Source organism: Shewanella sp. 492, assembly GCF_059338445.1.
In genome coordinates, this window is record NZ_CM181702.1 from 2,417,939 (window position 1) to 2,444,919 (window position 26,981).

Consider the following 26,981-nt stretch of genomic DNA (forward strand, 5'->3'; position numbering starts at 1 on the left):
ATATTAACGGTAATTGATTACGTAAGGCTAAATAAGCTTGCTATGCAACATGGCTACAATAAAACAGATAGGGCCTAAGTTAACAATTAAGGTGAACGATTAAGCGTGTGCTAAAAGTTAAATCACCTGAACGCTGCCCTATGACTAACGTTTAACGTTGGTCATAGGGCAAAGATTGAGTATGAGCTTAGCTTATAACGTGGCGTTGGTTTTCACTTTGACGCGATTATTGGTATCGCGACTTTGACGGATCAACTCATCGCTGCCAGTGGGCTCACCTTTAGCTAACCTGTCGTATAACAGCACATTGACTGACGATGCTAAGTTCATGCACCCCACAGTGGGCATATAAACCACCGCATTGGCGCGATCAATCAGATACTGATCAATCGTGCCATCTTCGGGGCCAAACAGATAAATGGCTTTATTAGGGTGCATAAATTCAGGCAGCGGAATAGCCCCTTCGACTAAATCAACGCAGATCACTTGCGTATCGACATCAAGCCCCTCCAGTAGACATTCGACACCCGTTAAGGGGATCGTTAGTCCCGCACCTTTGGTATCGGTATTGTATTGCTCACCACGATGCTTGGCTGCGAGTGCATAACGTTTACCCGTATAAGTGACGGCATCGGCGCGGTAACAGCCTGCGGCGCGCATAACGCCACCCACATTAGTGGGGCTTTTGGGATTAACTAACCCTATCGTCACAAACGAATCGCATGGCATGATCACTGGGCTTCCAAGCTGGCAATTTTTGCGCTTAATTCATCCCAAGCGCCTTGCACTAATAAAAAGTCGGCCGGCGCGAGCTCCGTTTTAGCGGTTTCCAAACAAACCTGCATCTTGTCATCTAGTGCTTGATGGTCTTGCTCTGCTTGAACTTCTAACTGCGACAACACCACGGCAAAGTGGCCTTGCAAATAACCACTGGCAAACAGTTGATCGTCATCGCCCTGCGCTACTTTTGTTGCAATCCATTGATCTAATGCTTGTTCGTACTGCTCTAACATGGTTTCTCCAATCAATTAACAGTGTATTGCCGCTTAACTTATCTTGAGACAAGATCAGGGTTGGCCACCTGATACATGACATAATCGCGGTATCCCGTGACGACTTTATAATAGCCGCACAATTCGGCGTCGAGTTCTGGGTCGCCACTATCCACAATTAAGGGGCGTCCTTCAAGTGCTTTTAGTTTAGTTTTTGTGGCTAAGATAATAATATTGTCTTTACCAACGGCGCGGATAAGCCGACTCGACAACTGTTGGTTGCCTCGGCCTAAAATATGGCCTTGTCCACCAATAAGGGTGATCACCAATTTACATTGCCTATCTTGAGTCAATTCAAGCAGCTCGTTGGCGGTTAAATCGCTACCAACCAACTGACGGTGCGCGATCACATCGACCCCAAGCAGCGTATTCGCTAAGCCCAGCTCTTGCATAACCGCAGCCACAGTGCTGCCAGAGCCCATGATAAAAAGCTCATCTTCCATCTGATCTATCACTTGGGCAGCAATATCACTAAGCACTAACTCATCAACCTCTCTACCGCCCATTTTTACGGCTTGAATATAGCGTGGCTCGGCTGGAACCAACATCTCACCAAAGCGGCGCGCCTTTACCGTCCCCTGCCGAAAAGCCACTTCGTCGATATCCATCACATCACCCGTCATTAAGCTGACCAACTCGCCATCTAATAGCAACTTGATCACCATGCCAGAAGCGTGGGGGGTAATACCATAAACGCCCGAGTGTATTTTGACCCCTGCTGGTACGCCCAGCACTGGCAAGGTCTCATCAACCACGGCAAAGATATCCCGAGCGGTACCATCGCCACCCGCAAACAACAGCAGATCTATCCCATAGGCTTGTATGGCTCTGACCGCATCTTGGGTATCTCGCGCCTCTGTCTCTACTGCGCTGTGATATGCCACTTGATGGTTAAAGCCCAATTTAAGCGCGACCTCTTCGCCCATAGTGCCAGAGGCGGTGATCAGCTCCACTTTATCTCGATAAGGTAAAATAACCTCTAATGCTTGAGCCATACGCAAATGCGCCTTAGGCTCAGCGCCGCGAGCCATCGCCTCAGCCGCCACGCCATCACTGCCCTTTAAGGCAACACTGCCCCCAAGTCCAGCCAGAGGGTTAATGATAACCCCCAAGCGAAATGTGTTACTCATCCAACGGTTCTCCCTGTTTTATACTTTGCACTAATTTGATTGGCTTTCACCTTAGGCGTTCGCGGTCTTCGGGTTACTCGAATTAAGACTAGGAATACATAATACCGCTAACATAGATACACCAGCGCACGCGGCGGCAACCGCCCAACTAAGCCACGCTTGCGAACCATCACCCCAAATAAAACCACATAGCCAGGTGCCCAACGCGCCGCCCACTCCAAAGCTTAGGCTGGCATACAGCGCTTGGCCCTTACTGCGGTGACGAATATCAAATTTTTGGTGCACAAACTGAATCGACGCCGCGTGCACTAAACCAAAGGTAAAGGCATGCAAAAGTTGGCTCACGCCAAGCCAGAACATATTGCCAACACAAAAAGCCATTAATAACCAACGCACAGCACTAAAGCCAATACTGACCACCAATAATGTCTTCACCCCGTAACGCCCCATGAGTCGCGGCGCAAACATAAACATCACAATTTCAGCCAGCACTCCCAGCGCAACATACACGCCAGCGGTGGATTCGCTATAACCAACTTGCTTGAGATACAGCACAAAAAAGCCATAAAAAGGCCCGGCGCTCATTTGCAGTAACAGTGCCGACACCAAAAACCAAAAAATTCCCTTATCGATTTTAAGCGGTTCAACTGAAGTCAGTTTGTCCACCATCACTCGAGTGTTAGGCAGTGACAATGAACAGCCCAGCAGACATAAAAACAAACCCAACCCGACAAAAGGAAGAATTTCGGTGCCAAAATAGCTGATACCAAAGCCAACGCTGACCACAAACACCAGATAACCGACACTGCCAAAACTGCGGATTTTACCGTATTTACTGGTGTTTTCGCCCAAGGTTTCTAGCGTGATCACTTCTAACTGCGCCAAAATAGCATTCCAGAAGAAGGTGTAAATACTGAGACTAATAGCAAGGTAGACAAAACCACCGTGATAGAAAAAGCTTAAAAACGCCACCGCGGAGCAGCCCGCGCCGAGCTTAACCAGTTGACCGCGCATGCCGGTTTTATCGGCAACCATGGCCCATACATTGGGGGCGATAATTCGGGTGGCCATTAAAATCGCCAATAAGAAGCCAATTTCTTGCGCCTCAAAGCCGCGATGCTCGAAAAATACGCCAAGATAAGGGACTAGCACCCCGAGAATAGCGAAGAAGAAAAAATAACAAGCGCTGATCCAGCGCAAGGAGTGAAAAGTATCTGCTTGTTGCATGTGTAAGGCTCAATCAACTCATTAATTATCTGATGTACAACAAAAGAAGGCACATACTATGTGCCCTCTTTTACGTCACTGATTGAGATTATCTCATCCCAATAACCGGGGTTTCGCTGTGTACATCGGCATTTTGTGCACGGTGACGTAACAGGTGATCCATAAGTACAATGGCCAACATCGCTTCGGCAATGGGCACGGCGCGGATCCCGACGCAAGGGTCGTGTCGCCCTTTGGTCACCACCTCAGACTCTTCACCTTGTACCGTCATGCTCTCGCCCGGCACACTGATGCTGGATGTGGGTTTCATGGCTATATGGGCCACTATCGGCTGACCCGAGGAGATCCCTCCCAAGATGCCGCCGGCATGGTTAGATGCAAAACCTTGAGGTGACATTAAGTCACGATGCTCAGAGCCTTTTTGATTAACCACCTCAAATCCATCGCCAATCTCGACGCCTTTTACCGCGTTGATCCCCATTAATGCATGGGCAATGTCGGCATCGAGTCGATCAAATACCGGTTCACCCAGACCAACGGGAACATTGGTTGCGACGACTGAAACTTTAGCGCCAATCGAATCACCGCTCTTTTTCAAATCACGCATGTAATCATCAAGGGCGACTAACTTATCGGCATCAGGAAAGAAAAACGCATTTTGCTCGACCTGAGCTAAATCGACTTTGTCAGCCACAATCGGTCCTAACGCGCTGAGATAACCGTGAATGTCGATACCATGCACTTGCTTTAAATACTTTTTAGCCACAGCGCCAGCAGCAACACGCATGGCCGTTTCACGAGCCGATGAACGTCCCCCACCGCGGTAATCCCGCAGGCCATATTTTTGCTGATAGGTATAATCAGCATGTCCTGGACGAAACTGATCTTTAATGTTGGAGTAATCTTGACTGCGTTGATCGGTATTTTGAATCACTAAACCAATCGAGGTCCCTGTGGTTTTCCCTTCAAACACCCCCGAGAGAATTTGCACTTCGTCGGCTTCACGTCGTGCAGTGGTATAGCGAGATGTTCCCGGGCGGCGACGGTCAAGATCGTGTTGCATATCGGCTTCATTCAGCGTCAATCCCGGAGGGCATCCGTCAATAATACACCCCAATGCCTTACCATGGCTTTCACCAAATGTAGTCACTACAAAATTTTGACCAATACTGTTTCCCGACATCTGCTTTATTCACCTCAATGTTATTAGACGTTTTCAAGCCTAGCCTAATGGTTAATTACCCAATAGGCTGGCTTATCCCTAAACCCACAAATGGCTATTATTCACTATCTTTGTAGATGGCGAACAGTGATTCATTTTCAACTAGCTGATCATGAGTCAAAACAAATACCCCATCACCGCCGTTTTCAAAGTTCACCCAAGTAAACGGGACTTCGGGGAATTGCTCGATAAGGTGCACCATAGAATTACCTACTTCAACCACTAACAGGCCATCTTCAGTGAGGTAGTCTAAGGCATTGGCTAGAATGCGCTTGGTTAAATCTAGACCATCGCGCCCCGACGCTAACCCTAGCTCTGGCTCATGATGGTATTCATCTGGCATATCACCAATATCTTCAGCATCGACATAAGGCGGATTAGAAACAATCAGATCGTATTGCGGCCCTTTAGGGATAGCACTAAAGAGATCCGACTCGATCGGAAACACCCTGTCCATCACACCTAAGGTTTCAATGTTAATCTGTGCCACTTCTAGTGCATCGGCGCTGATATCAAGTGCATCGACCTCGGCGTCTTCAAACTCATAAGCACAGGCGATGGCAATACAAGCACTGCCGGTACATAGGTCAAGAATACGGTTAACTGGTTTGTTATAAAGCCAAGGGCTAAAGCGATTAGCTATCATTTCGGCAATTGGAGAACGCGGCACTAATACCCGCTCATCGACATAAAACTCAAGCCCTGCGAAATGAGCTTTATTGGTCAGGTAAGGAACAGGTAAACGTTCACGTACACGACGTATGATCAGCTCAACAATTTTATGTTTTTCGCTGCTGGTCAAATTAGAATGGATGACCTGTTGGCCTATCTCTTCAGGAAGGTGCAGTGCATGAAACACTAATGCAATGGCTTCATCCCATGCGTTGTCGGTTCCGTGACCATAATAGATGTTAGCATCATTAAAACGGCTCACAGCCCAACGTAACATGTCACCTATGGTGCGTAATTCGGTTACCGCTTCATCAACAAAAATCTTATCCAAAACATACTCCAGCTAGATAGTTCGACCTCATTGTAACTGAACTCTATTCATATGGCATCGGATTCAATAAAATAGCCCCATGAATAAAGAAAAAGATGAAGGTCAGGCGCTATTTTCGGCCCTGACCCAAGGCATAACGCCGCTTAAACAAGATAAGCGTCATTTTTCGACGCCACAAAAAACCAAGCGGGAAGTGGAAGCCAAAACCACAGAACTGCATGCCGACAGCTATTTTTCAGATACTTACCAACCATACCTGCCTACCGAAGGTGCAATGCGGTGGGCGCGCGATGATGTCGACAGCTTTGAAGTCAAACGGCTACGCCGCGGTGACTATCAACCCGAACTGTTATTAGACCTCCATGGCATGCGCCAATCTGAGGCCAAATTAGAACTCGCTGCCCTGCTGCAAGCTTGCATAAAACAACATTGCCCATGCTGCTGCGTTATGCATGGACATGGCACTGGGGTATTAAAACAAAATATCCCCATGTGGCTGGCACAGCATCCACATGTAAAGGCATTCCATAAAGCCCCTAAAGAGTGGGGCGGCGATGCCGCACTACTGGTGTTAGTCGATGTTGGCGAGCGTCATGAATGGGATTAGCTCAGCAAAAAGGACGCTTCAAGCGTCCTTTTTAATACATATCTCTGATGAATCCTAACTCGCCATTTTTAACGTCACTAACTCACAGTGTGAGGCGTGTTTTGCCAGGAGAGCGATGCCCTTTCACCATGCTTGTCTATTAAGGTGATCCCTGAGGTTGCAAATAACGGTGGCTCCATACCGGGCACTAACTCACTGACCATATAACCAAGCAAAGGCATGTGAGCAATCACTAGCACATTATCGGCCTTATACAACTCACCATAAGCCAAAACAGTCTCGACCGCGCGCAGTGGATCGGCTGATGGGGTTAAATCATCGAGTACTTGCCAATGCCTTGGTTCAGGAAAGTGCTTACTCACTTCTTGCCAAGTTTGCTGAGCGCGCAAATAGGGGCTAACCAAGACTAAATCAACATCTGTGACACGCCGGGCTAACCAATTACTCATTAATTCGGTTTGGTGGCGCCCAGCATCGGTCAATACCCGTTCCCGATCGGAATGTGCATTGTACCCAGCGTCCCCATGACGCATCAAAAAAAGCTGCATACTACTTCTCGCTACAATATATTTTTTATTCTTCTCGGCAATTGTAGCGTTAAAGTCAACCGTAACACACCTAAAGTCTGTTAATAATTAGTCGAATAGGCAATAAGGTATTTGCCAAAGTTGTTTTTCGAGACCACTATGTAGGCTTACTGTTTTATTTACCCTTTTGCGAGCAACCTCTTTTTAGCGTGTTGCCATATAAGGTTGGAGCCGCTCAATTGCCAACGTCAACTTGTATCACTCAAAGCCCCAACGATCATCGCCAGTATCGCTATGTGCAACTTAGCAATCGATTAAGGGTACTTTTAGTTGAAGATTGGCAAACCAACCAAGGTGCCGCCTCTATGGCGGTGAATGTGGGCCACTTTGATGATCCTAGTGCACGTCCGGGTATGGCACACTTTTTAGAACACATGCTCTTTCTTGGCACCGAAAAATACCCAGATTCGGGTGAGTATCATGCTTTTATTAACCAGCATGGTGGCAGTAACAATGCATGGACAGGAACCGAGCAAACCAACTTCTTTTATTCAATCGATGCCGACGCTTTTGAAGAGTCACTCGACCGCTTTAGCCAGTTTTTTATCGCGCCTTGCTTTAATCTCGACTTGGTTGACCGTGAGCGACACGCTATTGAATCTGAATTTAGCCTAAAACTGAAAGACGATATTCGCCGTGTGTATCAAGTGCAAAAAGAAACGGTAAATCCAGCTCATCCATTTAGTAAATTTTCCGTGGGTAATTTACAAACCTTATCAGGCAGCCAACAAACATTACGTGACGAATTAGTGGCATTTTATCAGCAGCACTACAGCGCAAATTTAATGACCCTTTGCTTAGTCGCGCCCTTACCTATTGATACATTAGCCCAATTAGCTAAGTGTTACTTTTCATCCATTGTTAATCATGATTTGCATAAACACTATCCTGAAACACCGCTCTATCAAGCATCACAATTAGGCCAACAGATAAACATAGTGCCACTTAAGGAGCAGCGCCGAGTCGCGATTACTTTTGCGCTGCCCGCCATTGACTGCTTTTATAAAAGCAAACCCCTTACGTTTATCAGCCATTTATTGGGTTACGAGGGTAAAGGCAGTTTACTCAGTTATTTAAAAAGTCAGGACTTGGCAGCAAACCTCTCGGCCGGCGGCGGTGTTAGTGGCTATAACTTTAAAGATTACAACATCAGTATTCAGTTAACCGATAAGGGGCTGGCGCAACTCGATGATGTCATTCAAGCGACATTTGAATACTTAACCCTCATCAAACATAGTGGCTTAGCCTCGTGGCGCTACCAAGAACGGGCTAATCTCTTAACCCTGGCGTTTAAGTACCAAGAACAGATAAAAGCACTCGACTTAGCGAGTCATCTCAGTATTAACATGCACCATTATGATGTGGAAGATATCGTTTATGGTGATTACCGCATGGATGGGCTCAACATCGCAGAAACCCAAGCCCTACTGGCATTAATGACACCCGATAACCTGCGCATTCAGCTGATCTCGCCAGAACTAGACACAGACAGGCAAGCGGCGTGGTATCACTCCCCCTATCAAATCAAACCCATTGATAAAGCCCGTTTAACGCCATGGTACAACCCCACGATCAGGCAGGAGCTTAGCCTTCCTGAAGTCAATCCTTTTATTATTGCCGACTCAGTCGCCAGAGATGAAAAAAGCCCACACAGTGTGCCTGTGATTGTCTGCCAAGAAAATGGCTATCGAATTTGGCATCGAAAAGACGATGAATTTAATGTCCCCAAAGGACATATCTACCTATCACTAGACTCACAACAAGCGACCGCCACTCCCCGTCATGCTGCGCTGACACGCTTATATGTTGAAATGCTGTTGGATTATTTAACAGAATACACTTACCCTGCCGAAGTGGCGGGGCTAAGCTATCATATTTACCCCCACCAGGGCGGTATAACACTGCATCTAACCGGATTTACCGGCAAACAAGAGGCGCTGCTAGCCTTATTAATCAGCAAAGCCAGAGAGCGCAATTTTACCCAAGAACGCTTCAAGCAAATTAAGAAGCAAGTATTACGCAGCTGGTACAATCAAAGCCGTGCCAAACCTATCTCGCAATTATTTACCAGCTTAACGGTTACACTCCAACGACGCAGCTATGAACCACTTCGCATGGCTGAAGAGTTAGAAAAACTCACCTTAGGTGATCTGCATGAGCATATCAGTCGCTTCTACGAGAAAATGCATTTAGAAGGATTAGTCTATGGTGATTGGTTAACGAAAGAAGCTAAAGCCCTAGGTAAACGACTCGACCATATTTTGTCACTCGTCTCATCCCCTAGCGGCGAGTCTGAGCGCGAACTGATTAACCTTGAAAATGTCGGTACCCTCATCAGAGAGGTCCCTGTCGCTCATCAAGATAGTAGTATCATCGTTTACTATCAATCGACACAAGCATCGACGTTAAACATGGCACTATTTAGCTTGCTAAACCACACGATGTCATCAACCTTCTTTCATGAACTGCGTACTAAACGTCAATTGGGTTACATGGTCGGTACCGGCTACTTACCACTAAATCGCTACCCTGGCATGATTTTCTATATTCAATCACCAACAACAGGGCCGCTGCAACTGCTGGAAGCCATTGATGAGTTTATCGCTGATTTTAATTATGCGGTGATGCAGATAACAAATACCCAGTGGGAACTCACCAAACAAGGCTTAATTAGTCAAATAATGGAACACGATCCCAACTTAAAAACCCGTGGCCAACGTTACTGGTCCAGTATCGGTAATAAAGATTATCAATTTAATCAACGGGAGCTCGTCGTCGAGCAATTAAAACAACTGACTCGTGCTGACTTAATCAAATTTATGATGCAAACAATGCGCACCAAACATTGTGATCGCCTTGTACTGTTTACCACGGGCGAGCAACATCGAAATCAGGAACCACTCAACTCCGACAATATGATCACGGACCTGCGCTCATTTAAACAGCAAGCACCCAAATTTAGTTATTAAAACTAGCCAACACATCGGGGTTAATCGTTATCTTAGGCTGCCAACATTCTGATCAAATCGATAAGATACACGCAACTTACTTCCAAATCTCCACTTCTAACAAAAGGCGTAAGCAAGTATATGATAAAAATAGTTATTATAGTCGACCAGATGTGTTGAAACATCAATGCTCCCACTAATAATCCATTCATCCACCTCTGACTTTACACAATAAAAAAGTGCATCAGACGCGTATTGAGCCCATCTAATGACACAGGACTGTCAAAGTCAAATAAAAACAACAATGATTAACATACAAAAAACTCAGTGTTCTTTTGACAAACCATTCACTTTCTGGAAAAGTAGGTTAACTACATGCTGCCTAAGCACTACTGGCTAATAATCAAACTAATAATTATGCCTAATTCTTTGAAAAATTTGATACTACTTCTTTTTTTAACGCTCTCTTTTTCTGGTTTATCCCTCGCCAGCGAGACGATCAATCCCACTATTTTACTCAAAAGTAAAACTTATAGCGTTAAACAAGGTTTATCTCAAACTACAGTGACTTCTGTAGTAGAAGATCAAGACGGTTATATTTGGATTGGTACATTAAATGGATTAAATCGTTTCGATGGCATTAACTTTACACACTATTTTGCAAGCAAAAATACTGGCCTGCCTAGCTCATTCATTCGAAGTTCTATCATTATAAATAATGATCTTTTTATTGGAACTGATAAGGGAGTCGTAAAGTATATTAAAGAAACAGATAGTTTTTCAAAGATCGATTCATTAATGAAGATTGACGAAAAACCTATTTGGTCTCTTAATAAATCAGGAGAACACTATACAATTGGTACAGAAAACAACCTTTATATTATTGACAAAAAACTAAATTTAATAGAGGCGTTCTCTGGGGGTTATAATGGCGTAAAAAAATCAATAAAGGTTAATGGGGACTATTACATAAGAAATTATGATGGTGATATTTTAAAAGCTTCAAACAATAAATCAATAGCAAAAAACACAAACGACATTGAAACCATAAATTCTAAGCTATATATTTATAAAAAAAACGGAACTTACACTTTAGATAATGCATCAGAAATAGAGAAGTATAATGAAAATATTTTTGATTCTGTAAAAAACACCAACGGAACAACTCTAGCTATTAACAAAAACAAGGTATTTGAATTAGTAGATGGTGTGTTTGAGAAATTAGGAGAAACGACAGAAAAAACAAGCAATGGAATATTTAAGGGAAATAAAACACTTTACATCCCTATCAAAAATTCCGGATTAATGATTATCCCAAAATTATCAAACACAATATCCAAAATAGATATTAACACATCAAAAAGTAACATATGGTCAATCTCCAGCAATCAAAAAAACAACTATATAGCGGTTAGTACAGACGATACAAGCATAAGTATTTTTAACCGTAGTTTTAAAAAAGTGTTTGATATTGACACTAAAGTTGCAGGGCCAAAATCAACACTAATATATGAAAAAATACTGTATATAGGTACAAGTACAGGTTTACTTTCTGTAGACATAGAGACAAATGAAATAAAAAAAATAAATAATCGGAATATTTTCTCTCTAAAAGTTGACGGTGTAAAAAACAATTTACTTGCAGGGACAATTGACGGAAGTTTATTAAAAATTGATTTAAAATCTAATAAGATAACAGAGATCTACGTCGACATTGAAAAACCTATCTTTGATATTATAGAAATAGAGAACCTCTTTTATGTTGCCACACAAAGTGGTTTATTTGCTATTGATGGAAGTAATGTAAGAAATATATACAACAGTAGTTTCGTGGTAAGCCTAGGAAAGTATAAAAACGAACTTTTATTTGGTACAAATGATTCAATCAAGTCATTTAATTTTAAAAGCCAAACCCTTAGCAATATATTCTCAAATGAAAAGCCAATATTCTCAATATCAGTTATTGATAACTTTATATTTGCGGCATCAATTAATGAAGTTGTAGTATTAGATAGAAACAAAAAAGAAAAGTACATACTTACCGATAAGTTTGGTAGTCAAGATGAATATAATTCTCAATCCGCGCTAATCATAGGGGAAGAATTGTTTATTGGTGGTGTTTCCGGAATTAGCAAAATATCTAAAAACGATCTAGAAATAACATTAAAAAACACACTCGCACCACTAACTAAAATTAAAGAACTATTAATATTCAACATTCCACAAGCAACTGATGGAAGTATATTAAATAAGCCGATGGAGTTAACTGAAAAAATAAAAATAAAATACTCAGACTACCCATTTACGTTGAAATTTAATTCACCAGGGAGTAACGCTGAAAACATTAACTATGCATACCAAATGTCTGGACTGTCTGATACCTGGGTAGAGTCACAAGGAAATAATACAGCAACTTATACTAATCTATCGCCTGGTAATTATGTTTTTAATGTACATTCAATTAACCCTTTAACAAATGAGAATGGAAAAGTAAGAAGTTTAGAAATAGAAATAACCCCTCCTTGGTGGTTATCACTTCAAGCTAAATTAATTTATTTTTCTATATTTTTAATCATTAGTAGTGTTATCGCCAAGGTGATACTGAAAAAACGCGAAATACAACGCCAAATCGCTAAATCAGAAGAACGCTTAAAGTTATCACTCTGGGGAAGTGGCGATGAGATGTGGGACTGGGATATTGAAACAGGACAAATTTATCGCTCTAATATTTGGGGTTCATTAGAGTTCCCTCGCGATGGCCAGCGTTCAGGTGAACAAGGCCAAGAAAGCAATATCCACCCCATGGATCAGGAACGAGTGAATACAGCATTAAACAAACACTTTTACGGTGAAACCGATCATTTTGAAGCGGCATACCGTGTCAAAGGTAAAGATGAACAATGGGTGTGGATTTTAGATAGAGCAAAGATAGTTGAGCGAGATGAAGATGATAAAGCCCTGCGGATGACAGGCACCATCAAAAATATCAGTAACTTCAAACAGGCTGAAGAGCAATTAAGGTTATTTGAACGTGCTATCGAAAATATCTCTGAAGGGATGTTCATTTTAGACAATGAATTTAAGTTTGTTGAGGTTAACGAGGCCTGTTGTGACTTATGTGAAACAAGCCGTAATGATTTTATCGGTTCAACATTTAAATTCGATCTATATCCAGAAAGTTACTCTCAACAGATCCGCTCTATATTGCAACAACAAGGCAGCTGGAGTAATGAAGTAGAATCACCAAAAGGAGATGGTAGTAGCTTCTTAATGGAGCTCACTGTCGATGCTATTTACGATGAGCAAGGGGTACTCTCCCACTATGTCGGTGTATTTTCAGATATTTCACGTCGTAAACAACAAGAAGAAGAACTAAGAAAACTTACCAACAATGATTTATTAACCAATCTTCCTAATCGATCTAGTTTAATGGTGACTTTGGGAAATCTAGTCAAAAAAGATACACATCATACGTTAATGATCCTCGATCTGGATAATTTCAAAAAAATCAATGATTCATTAGGACACCAAGTAGGCGATGAACTCCTAATTCAAGTAGCACAAAGAATTGAAGCCAATGTGCCACGCCATACTAGTATCTACCGATTAGGGGGAGATGAATTTGCTATCCTCGTCGATAATAATCCTGATATAGGGTCAAGTGCAGTTATTGCAAATAATGTAGTCGATGCGTTTTTAAATCCTTTTGAGCTTGCTAGGGACAGAGTCGTCGTTGGGGTGAGTATTGGTATAGTGCTCTACCCTGAAGATGATCAAAATGAACAAGCGCTGCTGCGAAAAGCCGATATCGCCATGTATCATGCTAAATCAGCTGGCGGTAATCGTTACCAATTTTATTCTGAATCACTCAACCGCAATGCTATTCGCCAGTTGGAAGTTGAAAACCTGATCAGACAAGGGCTAAAAGAGGATCTGTTTGAAGTTTACTATCAACCTAAAGTCGATCTCAAATCGGGTAAAATGGCGGGAATGGAAGCACTCGTTCGTCTAAACCATCCAACTCTGGGTTTAATTCCTCCTAATGAATTTATACCATTAGCTGAAGAGAATGGGCTTATCGTCGAAATTGGTGAAGTGGTTATGCGAAAAGCTTGCTTCGCAGCGCAGAACTGGCGCAACCAAGGCCTGTTTAATGGACGTGTTGCCGTCAATTTATCGTCACTACAATTTGCACTTCCTGATTTACAGCAGCGCATAGAGTCAATTTTACGACTCACTCAACTGCCGGCAAATAATCTAGAACTTGAAATTACCGAAGGCACTGTCATTAAACATCCGGAAAAAGCCATCAAGGTCATGATGCAACTGTCCAAAATGGGGGTGAGCCTAGCGTTAGATGACTTTGGTACCGGCTATTCATCACTGTCTTACCTCAAACGCTTCCCTATAAATACATTAAAAATCGATAAAGCATTTGTCGATGATATCGATAAATCGGATAGAGACTTAAAGATGGTAGACTCAATCATTACCATCGCCCACAACATGGGCTTATCAGTCGTTGGCGAAGGAGTTGAGGACGCATCACAACTAAGTATTTTAAAAGCGCTTAAGTGTGAGGAAATTCAAGGATTTATATTCAGCAAGGCGGTTACTGAACATGACTTTAGTGAACTTTTAAAGCGAGAGAACTTGCAAGCCCAGTCAATCGATAACATTAAAAAAGCATAGGAGCATTTATAGCTTCAGTTATCGCTAAAGCTGTACCTTAACCCTAAATTACAGCACATAAAATCAACTAAAAAACAACCAAAGGTGCATTAATTGGCAATAAATTAAAAACATGGCATAACACCTGCATTACTTCTTTCAGACGTCAACTATTTGTTGGCAATAATAAAATTATTACTCTGAGAGAACTAACACTATGATTACCTCAATTGTTACTGCCATCGCTTTATCATTAACTACTTATTCAACTAATGTTATCGATATAGAAACTCACAAGTTAGCAGATTCTCATAAAAGCAGAGACACTAAAACTCAAATCGCTGGGATTCCAAACATCAAGTATACCGAAACCCAAGTTGCCGGGATTCCGAACATCAAGTATACCGAGACCCAAGTTGCCGGGATTCCGAACATCAAGTATGCCGAGACCCAAGTTGCCGGGATTCCGAACATCAAGTATGCCGAGACCCAAGTTGCCGGGATTCCGAACATCAAGTATGCCGAGACCCAAGTTGCCGGGATTCCGAACATCAAGTATATCGAGACCCAAGTAGCCGGGATTCCGAACATCAAGTATACCGAGACCCAAGTAGCCGGGATTCCGAACATCAAGTATGCCGAGACCCAAGTTGCCGGGATTCCGAACATCAAGTATACCGAGACCCAAGTTGCCGGGATTCCGAACATCAAGTATACCGAGACCCAAGTTGCCGGGATTCCGAACATCAAGTATACCGAGACCCAAGTTGCCGCGATTCCGAACATCAAGTATACCGAGACCCAAGTTGCCGGGATTCCGAACATCAAGTATACCGAGACCCAAGTTGCCGGGATTCCGAACATCAAGTATGCCGAGACCCAAGTTGCCGGGATTCCGAACATCAAGTATATCGAGACCCAAGTAGCCGGGATTCCGAACATCAAGTATACCGAGACCCAAGTAGCCGGGATTCCGAACATCAAGTATGCCGAGACCCAAGTTGCCGGGATTCCGAACATCAAGTATGCCGAGACCCAAGTTGCCGGGATTCCTAATATAAAGTACACCAACTCAACAACGGCTTAAGTTTAAAGGAGAATCGTTATGTTAAAATTAATAAAGAAAGCTCTTGGACTTAATGACAAACCAGAACGTAAAAAAGTAAAACTGCCAGCAGGCCTGAATCGTTTAGAAGTGATCCCAGCTAAGGGATGGTGGAATTAATTATTATCTTCAAGCAACAGGTTACCAAGCACAATCACGAAAAAAGGAGCATATATGCTCCTTTTTTTCGTGATGTTCGCTATTGATAGTTCCCTAGTGACTAAAGCCCTAAACATTACAGGCGAATAATTGCAGCACCTCTACCTTGAGCACGTTTGATAGCTAAACGCTTATGAGTTGCTAACAAGGGGTAGCCAACGGGACCAATAAGCAAACCCAATAAGGCCCAGCGTTTAACCCCAAGCCCTGCGCGAAACGCCATATTTCCCATTACCACACTGCTTAATGTGAGAATACTTACCAATACAATCACTTAAAACCTCAACTGTTAACTTATTGACCCGTTACCGCTAATCACCTGTGTCATCACACACTGGCACGTTTGTGCCAATAGTTTTGCAAACAGCCATGATAACGAAACCAAGGTAACAAACGAACAAAAAACAGGCAATAATTTTCCTTAAGCCAAAAAAAACGCGGCATAATGTTGCCGCATTGTTAACTAAAACCCAGTCGTTTTACATTAGGGTTTATATGGTTACTGTCAATTTTTCAACAAGCTCACTTATTGATGAAATTGTGCACCTGAAGCCGCCATTTCCAATAGTGTCGCGCACGGCTTAAATCGTTCACCATGGACATTGGCATAACGGTTTAATTGCTCTACTAATTTGTCTGCCCCTAATGTATCGATATAGCGGAAAGGGCCACCTAAAAACGGCGGGAAACCTATCCCAAATATCGCACCGATATCACCATCACGTGCTGAGGCAATAATACCCTCTTCTAAGCAGCGCACCGCTTCATTAAGCATCTGCACGACACAGCGCTGTGCCAATTCAGAGGCATCGGTACTCGCAGATGGGGTTAACCCCAACAAAGTATATACCGTCTCATCAACCTGTTTCTTTTTCGATTTAGACCCGTATTGATAGAAGCCTTTGCCATTTTTACGACCCTTACGATCGTCACCAAGCAACTTATCAAAGGCTGCGGGGGCTTTAAAACGCTCACCAAGTTCTTTCTCCAAAATAGGCGAAATCTTAGCCCCAACATCAATACCGACTTCATCAAGCAATGTCATTGGCCCAACCGGAAAACCAAACTTGACTAAGGCTTTATCTAGATGGTCAACGCTTTGCCCTTCCAGCAATAAGTTGGCCGCTTCATTCATGTACAAAGCTAAAATACGGTTGACATAAAAACCAGCGCCATCTTGCACAACAATCGGTGTCTTGCCTTGCTTACGCGCAAACGCCACTGTCGTCGCAATCGTTTGCGCCGAGGTTTTTTCATGGGCAATCACCTCGACAAGAGGCATCTTTTCGACTGGCGAGAAATAATGTAAACCAATCACATTTTCAGGGCGCTCAGCCGCCTCTGCAATTTGCGAGATAGGCAATGACGAGGTATTTGAGGCAAAAATGGTCTCTTCGCCACATTCACGCTCAATATCTTTAACCATCTGATGTTTTAAGGCTAAATCTTCAAATACCGCTTCAACAACGATATCTGCATCTTTAACGCCTGTATACTCAGTGGTCGTGGTCATCAGAGACATGACATTATCACGCACGGCCGGCGTCATATGACGGCGCTTAACCCCTTTATCCAGTAACTTGTAGGCATAGGATAATGCGTTGCTTAATCCGGTTTCATTGATATCTTTGACCCGCACCGGAATTTTAGCTTTAGTCGTGGTCACAGACGCAATGCCACCGCCCATTAAGCCGCCGCCCAAAATCACCGCTTTATGAACGGGTTTAGGTTGCACGTCACCTGCACCCGACTCTTTTTTCATCTCTGTGGTGGCAAAGAAAATACTTCTTAACGCTGCCGACTCGGCCGACACCACTAAGTCACCAAAATGACTCGCTTCGACATCAAGGCCTACAACCATGCTTTTGGTCATGCCTTGACGTACGCAATCGATAATTTTAGCTGGCGCAGGATAGTTACCCTGAGTCTTTTTGTTAACTTGCTTTAACGCTTGATCGAACACAATATTGCGCCCAACAGGCGTGCCTTCTAGCAGACGATTGACCAGCGACACTTTACGTTTAGGCGCTATTTTTTTGCCTGCTAACGCCATCTCTATGGCCGTTTGCAACAAAATGGACTCTGGTACCACATCGTTCACTAAGCCCATTTTCAAGGCTTGTTTAGGGCGAATTTGCTTCCCCGTCAACATCATATCCAGCGCGGTAGTGATCCCCACCAAACGCGGTAATCGCTGGGTACCGCCGCCGCCGGGTAATAAGCCTAACTGTACTTCAGGCAGTCCCATCATGGTTTTATTACTGTCACTGCACACTCGCTGATGACAGGCCAATGCCAACTCTAATCCGCCACCTAGGCAGGCACCGTGAATGGCGGCAACCACAGGAATATTCAGCGACTCAAGAGCCTGAAACACCTCATGACCCTGTTTAGACAGCTGTCTTGCATCTTCAGCGGTTTGACACGCAGCCAGCATAGAAATATCAGCACCAGCCACAAATGAATCTTTTTTGCCCGACACCAACACTATGCCACGGATCTGTGAGTCCGCTTTTATCTCGGCCAACATTTCACAGATCTCTGGGCCAAATTCGGCGCGCAGGGTATTCATTGTTTCGCCAGGTACATCCATTGTCAGAACGGCAATGCCATTTTCAAGGCGATTTAAACTAAAACTCTTTTCCATGAGATCACTCCACTTCTACAATCATTGCTGCACCAAGACCACCCGCGGCGCAGGCCGTGGCAAGGCCCGTGCCCCCACCACGTCGTTTCAATTCACGACACACTTGGGTTATCAAACGTGTACCTGTGGCGGCAAAAGGATGACCATAAGCGAGTGAACCACCCAGCACATTAAATTTACTCATATCAATTTCACCGATGGCGCGATCGCGGCCGAGCTTTTCTGCGGCAAACTTCTTCGACGCAAACATCTGCATGTTAGCCAGGGTTTGCGCCGCAAATGCTTCGTGCATCTCGATAAGGGTTAAATCTTCCAGTTCCATCCCGGCACGCTTAAGGGCTAACGGCGTAGCGTATGATGGGCCCATCAGCATATCTTGCCACACATCAATGGCGGTAAAAGCGTAGCTCTTGATATAGCCAATAGGCTGATAACCTAAGGCTTTAGCACGGCTTTCACTCATCAGCAACACAGCCGAAGCGCCGTCGGTTAATGGCGTACTATTAGCAGCGGTGACTGTGCCATGTTTACGATCAAACGCGGGGCGCAGTTTGGCATAAGACTCTAGAGATGAATTTTGACGAATATTATTATCCCGATCGATAAAGGACTTATAAGGCGGCACATGGGCAGTCATCACTTCATCGCGTAAGTTACCTGAATCCCATGTTTCTGTCGCCAAGGTGTGCGAGCGATGGGCCAGCGCATCTTGATCGGCGCGGCTAATATTATAGGTTTTAGCCATCTGCTCTGCCGTTTGCCCCATTGACAAGCCGGTTGAGTATTCGGCGACCGCAGGCGGAACGGGTAATAAATCTTTTAAACCAAGGCGTCTAAAGATAGCCAGTTTTTGGCTAAAAGTACGGGCTTTATTCAAATCCACTAGCGCATGAGCCAGTTTTTTTGACACACCTATAGGTAATACTGAAGAGGAGTCGGCGCCACCAGCAATGCCGATGTCGATATTGCCCGCCATGATAGATTCAGCCACATTCACGGTCGACTGGAAACTGGTCGCACATGCTCGCGTCACGCTATAGGCATCGGTCGCTACGCTCATGCCTGTGCCAAGCACTATTTCACGAGCAATATTGGGCGCTGCCGGCATCTGCACCACTTGCCCATAAACCAGTTGCTCAATCGCCTTGGGATCCAGCTCTGAACGGGCAAGCAGTTCGTTAACCACCATCTTGCCCATATCCAACGCCGATACGCCATGAAACGCGCTCGCTTGCTTAGCAAACGGGGTTCTAAGCCCCATCACAATCGCAATACGATCGCCTTTTGCATTCCTAACTTGCTGTAGATGACTCATTTTTTGCCCTCGTGTCACGCCTATTCGAATAGATTCTCATGGCGCAATTATTATTGTTCCCTTACCCACAGATTCAGCTCTTTAACCCAAGCAATCAAACAGGTCAGACCATCAAAGTGTGATCTGATTCTAACTTCTTATTCCAAAGTTTTAAACACTTGTTTGGTTTCTAGACAGTGAAATTAAAAAATTTTCTGTATTAACAATGTTTAATAAAAAGTTTACCCTTAGTCATTAGTGTCACTCACCCCTTAAGCATGCTAACTTATTTCACGCCTATGTCATTGCAATAGACACAACAAGCTCAATTTGACCCGCATTTAGACTAGCCAAAACCGGTCTGAATTTTTTACCATATGCGCTGTCTATAGCTCACACAAATTAATATAACTGAGTAGCATCATGCCTTTAAGTCGATTTCATGCATTACGCGAATACCTAGACAATGTCATTCTAGGTCAGCCTGTTCTTACCGAAAATTTACTGATCGCATTAATTGCCGATGGACACCTGTTAGTCGAAGGACCACCAGGTTTAGCCAAAACCCGCGCGGTGAAAGCGCTCAGTGATGGTGTTGAAGGCGATTTTCATCGCATTCAATTTACCCCCGATCTGTTACCAGCCGATCTGACCGGCACCGATATCTACCGTGCGCAAACGGGCACCTTTGAATTTGAAGCCGGCCCCATCTTTCATAACCTGATTTTGGCCGATGAGATCAATCGCGCGCCCGCCAAAGTTCAATCGGCGCTTCTCGAAGCCATGGCAGAAGGCCAAGTGACCGTTGGCAAACACAGTTATCCTTTACCTAAGTTATTTTTAGTGATGGCCACGCAAAATCCGCTCGAAAATGAAGGCACCTATCCTCTGCCCGAAGCGCAACTCGACCGATTTCTAATGCACCTTAACTTAGATTACCCGAGCGCCGAAACTGAATTTAAAATCATGCGCTTATCACGTAGTGAAGCCCTAACTCACGATGCGCCCAGTGTCAGCCCAATTGCGCAAGCAGATATTTTTGCCGCCCGTGAAGCCGCACTTGGCCTCTACCTTGCCGAGCCGTTAGAGCAATACATAGTCAATATAGTGATGGCAACTAGGCAGCCGCAGCAATACAGCGACACCCTCGCCAGCTGGCTAGAATACGGCGTGAGCCCACGGGCCACTATTGCTATCGAGCGCTGTGCGCGTGCCCGCGCTTGGTTAATGGAGCGCGACTTTGTCTCTCCTGAAGATATACAAGCCGTGGTGCCCAACGTATTACGCCATCGATTGCTACTCAGTTATCAGGCTCAGGCTGAGGGCGTCAGCTGCGATCAGGTGATCAACCACATTCTTAACCAAGTCGCGGTGCCTTAATGTCAGTCAGTGAATTACCGCTATTTGCCGATGGCGTATCACTCAATCAAAAAGAGCTACTTGCGTGCCAGAACATTGCCCGCGCTCTGCCTGAAACGCCAAGCAAAGCTCGCGCGGCTCTCGCAGGCCACCGCGCGAGCAACATCAGAGGCCGAGGCATGGAGTTTGCCGAAGTACGGCACTACCAAAGTGGTGACGATGTGCGCACCATAGATTGGCGCGTGACCGCTCGCACAGGCAAAGCCCATACTAAATTATTTGTTGAAGAACGCGAACGGCCAGTGCTGCTGCTACTGGATTTAAGCCATAGCCTCTATTTTGGCTCAAGCCTAATGCTACAAGCAGTGCAAGCCGCTCATGTGGCTGCGACTTTAGGCTGGCGCGCCGTGGGCCATGGCGATCGACTCGGTGCGCTCATAGCCTGTGAGCAACAACATATCGAGCTCAAACCCCGTAGTCGTCAAAGTGCCATGCTGCCATTGATCTCGGCGATGCAAACGGTTCATCAAGCACAGCTTGACGGTATGGAATCTCACGTCAGCGAACCTGAGCATATCTACCGCGCCTGCCTGCGTTTACGCCGCATAGCCAAGCCCGGCTCACTGATTTGGATCATCAGTGATGGCAGTCATTTCACGCCGCAGTGCCTGCAACCATTAACTGAGTTATCTCGCCACTGCGATATAGGCGCCTTACTGATCACCGATCCCCTCAGACAAGGAGAGCTGCCTTTACCTGCTCAGTTTCAGCTGCCAGTCAAAGACGGCGCGCAAGAATTAGTGCTCAACCGAGACAGTTATAACGGTTGGCTAACCCGCCAACACGCCCAGCAACAAGGTTTTATCGATATGATGCGCCAACTTAACGCGCGTTTACGGACAATCAGCGCAGCACAACCATTGAATCAACAGATTGGAGCCTTAAGATAGATGCAAACGGCCAACAATCCAGCCCTTGCTGCCATGAAAGACATTCAACTGCCCGAGCCTATCCATTCCTGGCCACCCGCTTACGGTTATTGGCTGGTACTGGCCGCATGCCTTACTATTTTGGCTGTCTGCCTATGGTGGTTCATCAAGCAATATCGACATCGCGCCGCGAAACGTGAAGCATTAAAGCAGTTAGCCCATCTGGCGCTCAACCACCCACAATTTGCTATTGAAGTTAACACCATACTCAAACGCAGCGCCATGAGCTACCTGCCCCGTGAACAGGTGGCATCACTTGAAGGTGAAGCCTGGTTACAGTGGCTACAGCAGCAGGTCACTCACATAGACGATAACTTGCCGCTGTTATTAGCGAAACGCTATCAGTCCAAGGCTCTCACTCCCACTCAAGCTGAGCAACTGCGCCAAGCTGCCATAGGCTGGCTTAAGCAGGCACTGCCACTCAAGCATCGCGCATCGGAGGAGGCAGCATGTTCACATTAGCCTGGCCTTGGCTATTACTGTTACTGCCATTACCCTTGATGTTTAAAGGCTCAGGCGCCCAACAGCATCAAACGGGTGGCCATTTACACCTACCCGGTGTTGCCGATGTCGGTGCGCAGGTTAGCCAGCAGCGGCCACAGCGTCGGCGCTTACCCTATTGGCTTATTTGGTCACTGTTGGTGCTGAGCGCCGCGCGGCCATTGTGGATTGGCGATGCTATCGAGCTGCCCAGCAAAGGGCGAGACTTGATGTTAGCCATTGATTTATCAGGCAGTATGCAGATTGAAGATATGGTCATCGAGGGTAAAACGGTGGATCGTTTTACCTTAGTGCAAGCGGTTATGAGTGATTTTATCCAGCGCCGTAAAGGTGACAAATTGGGCCTCATTTTGTTTGCCGACCACGCATATTTGCAAGCGCCGCTGACACAAGATCGCCGCTCTATAGCCCAGTTTTTAGCCGAAGCCCAAATCGGCCTGGTGGGAAAACAAACAGCCATTGGCGAAGCCATCGCCCTGGCGGTTAAACGCTTCGACCAACAGCAACAAAGTAACCGGGTGCTGATCCTCCTCACCGACGGCTCGAATAACTCGGGCAATATTAGTCCAGATCAAGCTGCTGCCATTGCCGCCAAACGCGGCGTGACCATCTATACCATTGGGGTCGGAGCCGAGATAATGGAGCGGCGTACACTATTTGGTAACGAGCGCGTTAACCCGTCGATGGATCTTGATGAAGCGCAATTGACGGCGCTGGCAAGCGCCACAAACGGACGTTACTTTCGCGCCCGCAATGCCACCGAACTGGAACAAATTTATCAAATGATCGATAAGTTAGAGCCGACCAACAGCGATCAACTCACCTATCGTCCTCAATCAGAGTTGTTTTATTATCCGTTAAGCGCTGCCTTACTTATCAGTGTTCTGCTGATATTGTGGCAGTTGCCGTTATTTCAGTCGCTGCCATGGTTAAGATCACGGGGAGCCTTATGATCCATTTTTTACGCCCCGAATGGCTATTGGCCCTATTCCCCTTGGCACTATTATTGTGGTTTGCCCGTCGTAGCCAATACCAGGTATCAAGCTGGAATCGCTACATCGCGCCTCATTTGGCCAAGGTACTGGTATCAAGCCAAACACAGTCAGGTAAACGCCATCTACATGTGATTGGTTTTAGCTGGTGTATCGCGGTACTCGCGTTGTCAGGTCCTGCTTTTACCAAGCAAACCCTACCGGTATTTGAAACCAACCAAGGACGCGTGATAGTGATGGATATGTCACTGTCAATGTACGCCACCGACTTGGTGCCTAACCGCCTAACTCAAGCTAAATTTAAAGCCAACGATCTTATTAGCAGTCTCAGCGAAGGTGAAACGGGCTTAATTGCCTATGCTGGTGATGCCTTTACCATTAGCCCACTGACCCGAGACAGGGCAACCCTGTTGAATCTATTACCCACCCTATCGCCAGAGATTATGCCAGTCCCGGGCTCTAATTTGCCTGCGGCTTTAACCCAAGCAACCACTTTGCTTAAACAAGGGGGACATCTGCGCGGCGATATCATATTACTCACCGATGGGGTAGCTGTAGAGCAAATTAATCAAGCCAAAGCGCATTTACAAGGCAGCCAATATCGGCTCTCAGTGCTTGCCTTTGGCAGCCCACAAGGCGCCGCAATTCGTTTACCTGACGGACAATTAATGCGCGATCGCAGCGACCAAGTAGTGGTAGCCAAAACCGATTATCAACATTTAAGTGAATTAGCCAGCGCCAATGGCGGCAAGGTATTTACTTATCACGCCGATGGCAGCGATCTCAGCGCGCTAAACCTATGGTTAGCCCAGAGCACAGCAACTAAAGCCAGCGATTTAGAAGGTGAGCTGTGGCTCGATGCTGGCCCATATATCGCTTTATTATTGTTATTGCCAGCACTATTAAGCTTTCGCCACGCCATTGCAGCACTTAGCTGCATCATGTTGTTCAGCCAACCGACGCCCGCCTACGCCAACAGTTGGCTACACCCTTGGCAGACAGACAACCAACGTGCAATGCAAGCCTATGAAAACCAAAATTATCAGCAAGCGGCAAGCTTGTTTTCCGATCCTCATTGGCAAGCGGCCGCTCGGTATCGCGAAGGCGATTACCAACAAGCCCTTAAGCTGTTTGAGCAAGACACAACTGCAACAGGCTTTTATAACCAAGGCAATAGCTTAATGCAGCTGCAAGATTATGCGACTGCTATTAAGCGCTATCAACAGGCGCTAGCTCAAGATAACGACTTTAGCGATGCGCAGCATAATTTAGCCTTAGCCCAACAACTGCTGGCGCAGCAACAAGCTGATAGTGAGCAGCAACAAGCTGATAGTGAGCAGCAAAGTCAGAGCGAACAAAATCAAGACACGCAACAGCAAGAAGGATCTGACAGCAATCAGCAGCAAAGCGATGACAAGTCAGGCGATAAACAGAGCGCAAGTGAACAAAGTGAACCGCAACCTGATCAACAGCCCAGCGAGCCGTCATCACAGCCGGATAATGTTCCCGCCACTGGTGATGATGAGCCAAATAACGAAGCACCAATGAGCGCTCAAGCTCCCAAGTCTGATGAGAATAATGAGCAGACTCAGCCTGAACAAGCACAAGCGCGCAGCGATACCAGCGCTAACGAAAACGACAGTTCCAATGCAGCAGCAGATCTAAATGAAGACTCGGATAAAGCCCCTCATGATAATCCGCAGGCCCAAGCTGTCAGTCAGCCAGCTCCGCCCGAGGAGCTGCCAGCCGACATGCAACGCGCACTAAGCGGCGTCATAGACGATCCGCAGGTTCTGCTGCGTAATAAGATGCTATTAGAGTATGAAAAACGCCGCCGTCAGGGCATTACATCAAAGGAAAGTGAACAGTGGTAAATCGATATTTTTTAACTTTTGCCTTATTGGCTCTGACTCTTATCCAGCCAGCTTTTGCCTTAACTCAACTTGAGACCTCGGTTGACAGAAATCCTGCCATAGAGGGCGAATACCTAGTACTGACGATTAAGGCCGACGACGATATCAGCAACGGTAGCTTAGACACCTCGGCGCTATTAAAAGACTTTATCGTGGGACGCACCAGCGTGAGTCGCAGCACCCAAATAGTCAATTTCGATGCACGTAAAGAGACGCGCTGGCAAGTGTTATTAGCCCCCAAACGCACAGGGCAGCTGATTATTCCCGCGCTCACCATTGATAATGTCAGCTCCTCGCCCATCACGCTGACGGTCACGGCGCCTGGCAGTCAACCTACGCAGATGAAAAACCTATTTATCCGCAGCTCGCTCTCCACCGAGCAGGCTTATGTCGGTCAGTTGGTCACCTACAAGGTAAAGCTCTATCTAGCCGTTGAGCTGCAACGCGGCGTATTGAGCGCTCCCAATGTGGAGGGGGCGCAACTCAAGCAGTTAGGCGAAGACAGTGATAGCAGCGAAATTGTCGATGGGCGGCGCTATCGTGTCATCGAGCGCAGCTATAGCATTGTGGCCGATAAACCCGGCACCTTACACTTATCGGGCGCGACTTTTTCTGGTGATGTATTAATTGAAGCCTCGCGGCGTGGTGGTATGTTCTCATTTAATGAAAGCCGCCCCATGCAAGCGCAAGCGGCGCCGAGTGAAATCACGATTTTACCGATTCCCAGCCAATACCACGGCCAATGGTTGGTGAGCGATCTGGTGGTACTTAAAGAAGATTGGCCTGATCTCGATACCATAGAGGTCGGCACGCCCATCACCCGCAATATTACCCTGCTGGCCTCTAATACCGAGCAAACCAGCCTGCCAGCATTAACCATTGGGCTACCCGATGGCTTTAAAATGTATCCTGAAAAGCCCAAACGAGAAACCTTTGTGCGCGACAAACAGGTGGTGTCACAACTAACACAAACGGCGGCGATAGTACCGACTCAAGCGGGCAGCTACACCTTACCCGAGATCCGCGTGTCTTGGTTTAATTACATCACTCAGACCCAAGAGTTTGCCACCCTACCGGCGCGTACGGTCAACGTGATAGCCGCCAGTGCCAACCCGGTAGCGCTCAACCCAAGTGCCACCACAGTGCAACCCAGCGCTGGCTTTTGGCCTTATCTGAGCGCATTGTTGGCACTACTGTGGCTACTGACTCTGCTGCTGTGGGCTAAAGAGCGTGGTAAATCGGTAGCAAAAGTCGCCTCGCCAGCATCATCGAGGCCCCAGCAAACCACGGGGTTAACGGCACTGTGCCAAGCCTGTCAAACAGGTCAAGCGGGCACCATCATCTTGGCGCTGCAACACTACTTTAGCTTACAACAAGGCAAGCCTATGTCCTTAAGTGAGATAGCGGCGCTCAGCCCCGCTCTTAAACACAATATCGATAATATTCAACGCCAAGCTTATAGCCAAGTACCACAAGCGATCGACACTTCGGCCCTACTTGATGCTATTAAACAAGTTACAAACACGATGCAAACACCATCTTCCAGTGCTTTATCATCGTTAAATCCAAGCTAAG

20 protein-coding genes are annotated in these 26,981 nt (G+C 45.8%); 10 read left to right on the forward strand and 10 right to left on the reverse strand.

Annotated features, from left to right (window positions below; all coding sequences use genetic code 11):
* Nucleotides 1-192 precede the first annotated feature (192 nt).
* The 6 genes from AC5YBX_RS10825 to prmB all read right to left on the reverse strand — a co-directional run bounded on the left by AC5YBX_RS10825 (nucleotide 193) and on the right by prmB (nucleotide 5,634).
* Nucleotides 193-729, reverse strand: a complete 537-nt coding sequence (locus tag AC5YBX_RS10825; protein WP_494524812.1) for a TrmH family RNA methyltransferase — start codon at nucleotides 727-729, stop codon at nucleotides 193-195.
* Between the two features lie 2 nt (nucleotides 730-731).
* Nucleotides 732-1,013 (reverse strand): YfcL family protein, encoded by a 282-nt coding sequence (locus AC5YBX_RS10830; RefSeq protein WP_475514233.1) that lies wholly within the window; start codon nucleotides 1,011-1,013, stop codon nucleotides 732-734.
* Between the two features lie 38 nt (nucleotides 1,014-1,051).
* Nucleotides 1,052-2,182, reverse strand: coding sequence for an ATP-NAD kinase family protein (locus tag AC5YBX_RS10835; RefSeq protein ID WP_494523656.1), 1,131 nt, complete (start codon nucleotides 2,180-2,182; stop codon nucleotides 1,052-1,054).
* A gap of 51 nt (nucleotides 2,183-2,233) precedes the next feature.
* Nucleotides 2,234-3,409, reverse strand: coding sequence for an MFS transporter (locus tag AC5YBX_RS10840; protein WP_494523657.1), 1,176 nt, complete (start codon nucleotides 3,407-3,409; stop codon nucleotides 2,234-2,236).
* A gap of 88 nt (nucleotides 3,410-3,497) precedes the next feature.
* A complete protein-coding gene (gene aroC, locus AC5YBX_RS10845; protein WP_475514236.1) occupies nucleotides 3,498-4,592 on the reverse strand; it encodes a chorismate synthase in 1,095 nt (364 codons plus the stop codon).
* 97 nt (nucleotides 4,593-4,689) lie between these two features.
* The gene (gene prmB, locus AC5YBX_RS10850) at nucleotides 4,690-5,634 is read right to left on the reverse strand and encodes a 50S ribosomal protein L3 N(5)-glutamine methyltransferase (RefSeq protein ID WP_494521471.1); all 945 of its coding nucleotides are present in this window, start codon (nucleotides 5,632-5,634) and stop codon (nucleotides 4,690-4,692) included.
* Nucleotides 5,635-5,713: 79 nt separating this feature from the next.
* Here prmB and smrB point away from each other — a divergent pair, with 79 nt between their 5' ends.
* Nucleotides 5,714-6,241 carry an endonuclease SmrB gene (gene smrB, locus AC5YBX_RS10855; protein ID WP_494523658.1) on the forward strand — a complete coding sequence of 176 codons (528 nt, stop codon included), beginning with the start codon at nucleotides 5,714-5,716 and terminating at the stop codon, nucleotides 6,239-6,241.
* Nucleotides 6,242-6,318: 77 nt separating this feature from the next.
* On the opposite strand, the gene sixA is transcribed toward smrB, so the two are convergent.
* Complete coding sequence (sixA, locus tag AC5YBX_RS10860) at nucleotides 6,319-6,789, reverse strand: phosphohistidine phosphatase SixA (protein WP_494523659.1); 471 nt, start codon at nucleotides 6,787-6,789, stop codon at nucleotides 6,319-6,321.
* A 218-nt stretch (nucleotides 6,790-7,007) separates the two neighbouring features.
* Between sixA and AC5YBX_RS10865 the strand changes: the two genes are divergently transcribed.
* The 3 genes from AC5YBX_RS10865 to AC5YBX_RS10875 all read left to right on the forward strand — a co-directional run bounded on the left by AC5YBX_RS10865 (nucleotide 7,008) and on the right by AC5YBX_RS10875 (nucleotide 15,534).
* On the forward strand, nucleotides 7,008-9,797 hold the full coding sequence (locus AC5YBX_RS10865) for an insulinase family protein (protein ID WP_494523660.1): 2,790 nt from the start codon (nucleotides 7,008-7,010) through the stop codon (nucleotides 9,795-9,797).
* 354 nt (nucleotides 9,798-10,151) lie between these two features.
* The gene (locus tag AC5YBX_RS10870) at nucleotides 10,152-14,468 is read left to right on the forward strand and encodes an EAL domain-containing protein (RefSeq protein WP_494523661.1); all 4,317 of its coding nucleotides are present in this window, start codon (nucleotides 10,152-10,154) and stop codon (nucleotides 14,466-14,468) included.
* A gap of 196 nt (nucleotides 14,469-14,664) precedes the next feature.
* A complete protein-coding gene (locus AC5YBX_RS10875; protein WP_494523662.1) occupies nucleotides 14,665-15,534 on the forward strand; it encodes a hypothetical protein in 870 nt (289 codons plus the stop codon).
* A gap of 253 nt (nucleotides 15,535-15,787) precedes the next feature.
* Here AC5YBX_RS10875 and AC5YBX_RS10880 read toward each other — a convergent pair whose 3' ends face one another.
* The 3 genes from AC5YBX_RS10880 to fadI form a co-directional block, all read right to left on the reverse strand.
* Entirely contained in the window at nucleotides 15,788-15,943 is a 156-nt protein-coding gene (locus AC5YBX_RS10880; protein ID WP_494521465.1) for a hypothetical protein, read from the reverse strand.
* A gap of 294 nt (nucleotides 15,944-16,237) precedes the next feature.
* Nucleotides 16,238-18,358 (reverse strand): fatty acid oxidation complex subunit alpha FadJ, encoded by a 2,121-nt coding sequence (gene fadJ, locus AC5YBX_RS10885; RefSeq protein ID WP_494523663.1) that lies wholly within the window; start codon nucleotides 18,356-18,358, stop codon nucleotides 16,238-16,240.
* A gap of 4 nt (nucleotides 18,359-18,362) precedes the next feature.
* Nucleotides 18,363-19,673 carry an acetyl-CoA C-acyltransferase FadI gene (fadI, locus tag AC5YBX_RS10890; RefSeq protein WP_494523664.1) on the reverse strand — a complete coding sequence of 437 codons (1,311 nt, stop codon included), beginning with the start codon at nucleotides 19,671-19,673 and terminating at the stop codon, nucleotides 18,363-18,365.
* 402 nt (nucleotides 19,674-20,075) lie between these two features.
* Between fadI and AC5YBX_RS10895 the strand changes: the two genes are divergently transcribed.
* The 6 genes from AC5YBX_RS10895 to AC5YBX_RS10920 are packed head-to-tail and all read left to right on the forward strand — an operon-like array spanning nucleotide 20,076 to nucleotide 26,980.
* Nucleotides 20,076-21,032, forward strand: a complete 957-nt coding sequence (locus tag AC5YBX_RS10895; RefSeq protein ID WP_494523665.1) for an AAA family ATPase — start codon at nucleotides 20,076-20,078, stop codon at nucleotides 21,030-21,032.
* A complete protein-coding gene (locus tag AC5YBX_RS10900; protein WP_494523666.1) occupies nucleotides 21,032-21,961 on the forward strand; it encodes a DUF58 domain-containing protein in 930 nt (309 codons plus the stop codon). Before AC5YBX_RS10895 ends, AC5YBX_RS10900 begins: the two co-directional genes overlap by 1 nt.
* Nucleotides 21,962-22,462, forward strand: a complete 501-nt coding sequence (locus tag AC5YBX_RS10905) for a DUF4381 domain-containing protein (protein WP_494523667.1) — start codon at nucleotides 21,962-21,964, stop codon at nucleotides 22,460-22,462.
* The gene (locus tag AC5YBX_RS10910) at nucleotides 22,450-23,454 is read left to right on the forward strand and encodes a vWA domain-containing protein (protein ID WP_475514245.1); all 1,005 of its coding nucleotides are present in this window, start codon (nucleotides 22,450-22,452) and stop codon (nucleotides 23,452-23,454) included. The genes AC5YBX_RS10905 and AC5YBX_RS10910 overlap by 13 nt, the downstream gene beginning before the upstream one ends.
* Nucleotides 23,451-25,367 carry a vWA domain-containing protein gene (locus AC5YBX_RS10915; RefSeq protein ID WP_494523668.1) on the forward strand — a complete coding sequence of 639 codons (1,917 nt, stop codon included), beginning with the start codon at nucleotides 23,451-23,453 and terminating at the stop codon, nucleotides 25,365-25,367. Before AC5YBX_RS10910 ends, AC5YBX_RS10915 begins: the two co-directional genes overlap by 4 nt.
* The gene (locus AC5YBX_RS10920; protein ID WP_494523669.1) at nucleotides 25,361-26,980 is read left to right on the forward strand and encodes a BatD family protein; all 1,620 of its coding nucleotides are present in this window, start codon (nucleotides 25,361-25,363) and stop codon (nucleotides 26,978-26,980) included. Before AC5YBX_RS10915 ends, AC5YBX_RS10920 begins: the two co-directional genes overlap by 7 nt.
* Nucleotide 26,981 lies beyond the last annotated feature (1 nt).

Excerpts from the sequence above, each read along its gene's own strand:
- AC5YBX_RS10825 (WP_494524812.1), bottom strand. The coding sequence starts at position 729 with ATGCCATGCGATTCGTTTGTGACGATAGGGTTAGTTAATCCCAAAAGC.
- AC5YBX_RS10830 (WP_475514233.1), bottom strand. The coding sequence starts at position 1,013 with ATGTTAGAGCAGTACGAACAAGCATTAGATCAATGGATTGCAACAAAA.
- AC5YBX_RS10835 (WP_494523656.1), bottom strand. The coding sequence starts at position 2,182 with ATGAGTAACACATTTCGCTTGGGGGTTATCATTAACCCTCTGGCTGGA.
- AC5YBX_RS10840 (WP_494523657.1), bottom strand. The coding sequence starts at position 3,409 with ATGCAACAAGCAGATACTTTTCACTCCTTGCGCTGGATCAGCGCTTGT.
- aroC (WP_475514236.1), bottom strand. The coding sequence starts at position 4,592 with ATGTCGGGAAACAGTATTGGTCAAAATTTTGTAGTGACTACATTTGGT.
- smrB (WP_494523658.1), top strand. The coding sequence starts at position 5,714 with ATGAATAAAGAAAAAGATGAAGGTCAGGCGCTATTTTCGGCCCTGACC.
- sixA (WP_494523659.1), bottom strand. The coding sequence starts at position 6,789 with ATGCAGCTTTTTTTGATGCGTCATGGGGACGCTGGGTACAATGCACAT.
- AC5YBX_RS10870 (WP_494523661.1), top strand. The coding sequence starts at position 10,152 with ATGCTGCCTAAGCACTACTGGCTAATAATCAAACTAATAATTATGCCT.
- AC5YBX_RS10875 (WP_494523662.1), top strand. The coding sequence starts at position 14,665 with ATGATTACCTCAATTGTTACTGCCATCGCTTTATCATTAACTACTTAT.
- AC5YBX_RS10880 (WP_494521465.1), bottom strand. The coding sequence starts at position 15,943 with ATGGGAAATATGGCGTTTCGCGCAGGGCTTGGGGTTAAACGCTGGGCC.
- fadJ (WP_494523663.1), bottom strand. The coding sequence starts at position 18,358 with ATGGAAAAGAGTTTTAGTTTAAATCGCCTTGAAAATGGCATTGCCGTT.
- fadI (WP_494523664.1), bottom strand. The coding sequence starts at position 19,673 with ATGAGTCATCTACAGCAAGTTAGGAATGCAAAAGGCGATCGTATTGCG.
- AC5YBX_RS10895 (WP_494523665.1), top strand. The coding sequence starts at position 20,076 with ATGCCTTTAAGTCGATTTCATGCATTACGCGAATACCTAGACAATGTC.
- AC5YBX_RS10900 (WP_494523666.1), top strand. The coding sequence starts at position 21,032 with ATGTCAGTCAGTGAATTACCGCTATTTGCCGATGGCGTATCACTCAAT.
- AC5YBX_RS10905 (WP_494523667.1), top strand. The coding sequence starts at position 21,962 with ATGCAAACGGCCAACAATCCAGCCCTTGCTGCCATGAAAGACATTCAA.
- AC5YBX_RS10910 (WP_475514245.1), top strand. The coding sequence starts at position 22,450 with ATGTTCACATTAGCCTGGCCTTGGCTATTACTGTTACTGCCATTACCC.
- AC5YBX_RS10915 (WP_494523668.1), top strand. The coding sequence starts at position 23,451 with ATGATCCATTTTTTACGCCCCGAATGGCTATTGGCCCTATTCCCCTTG.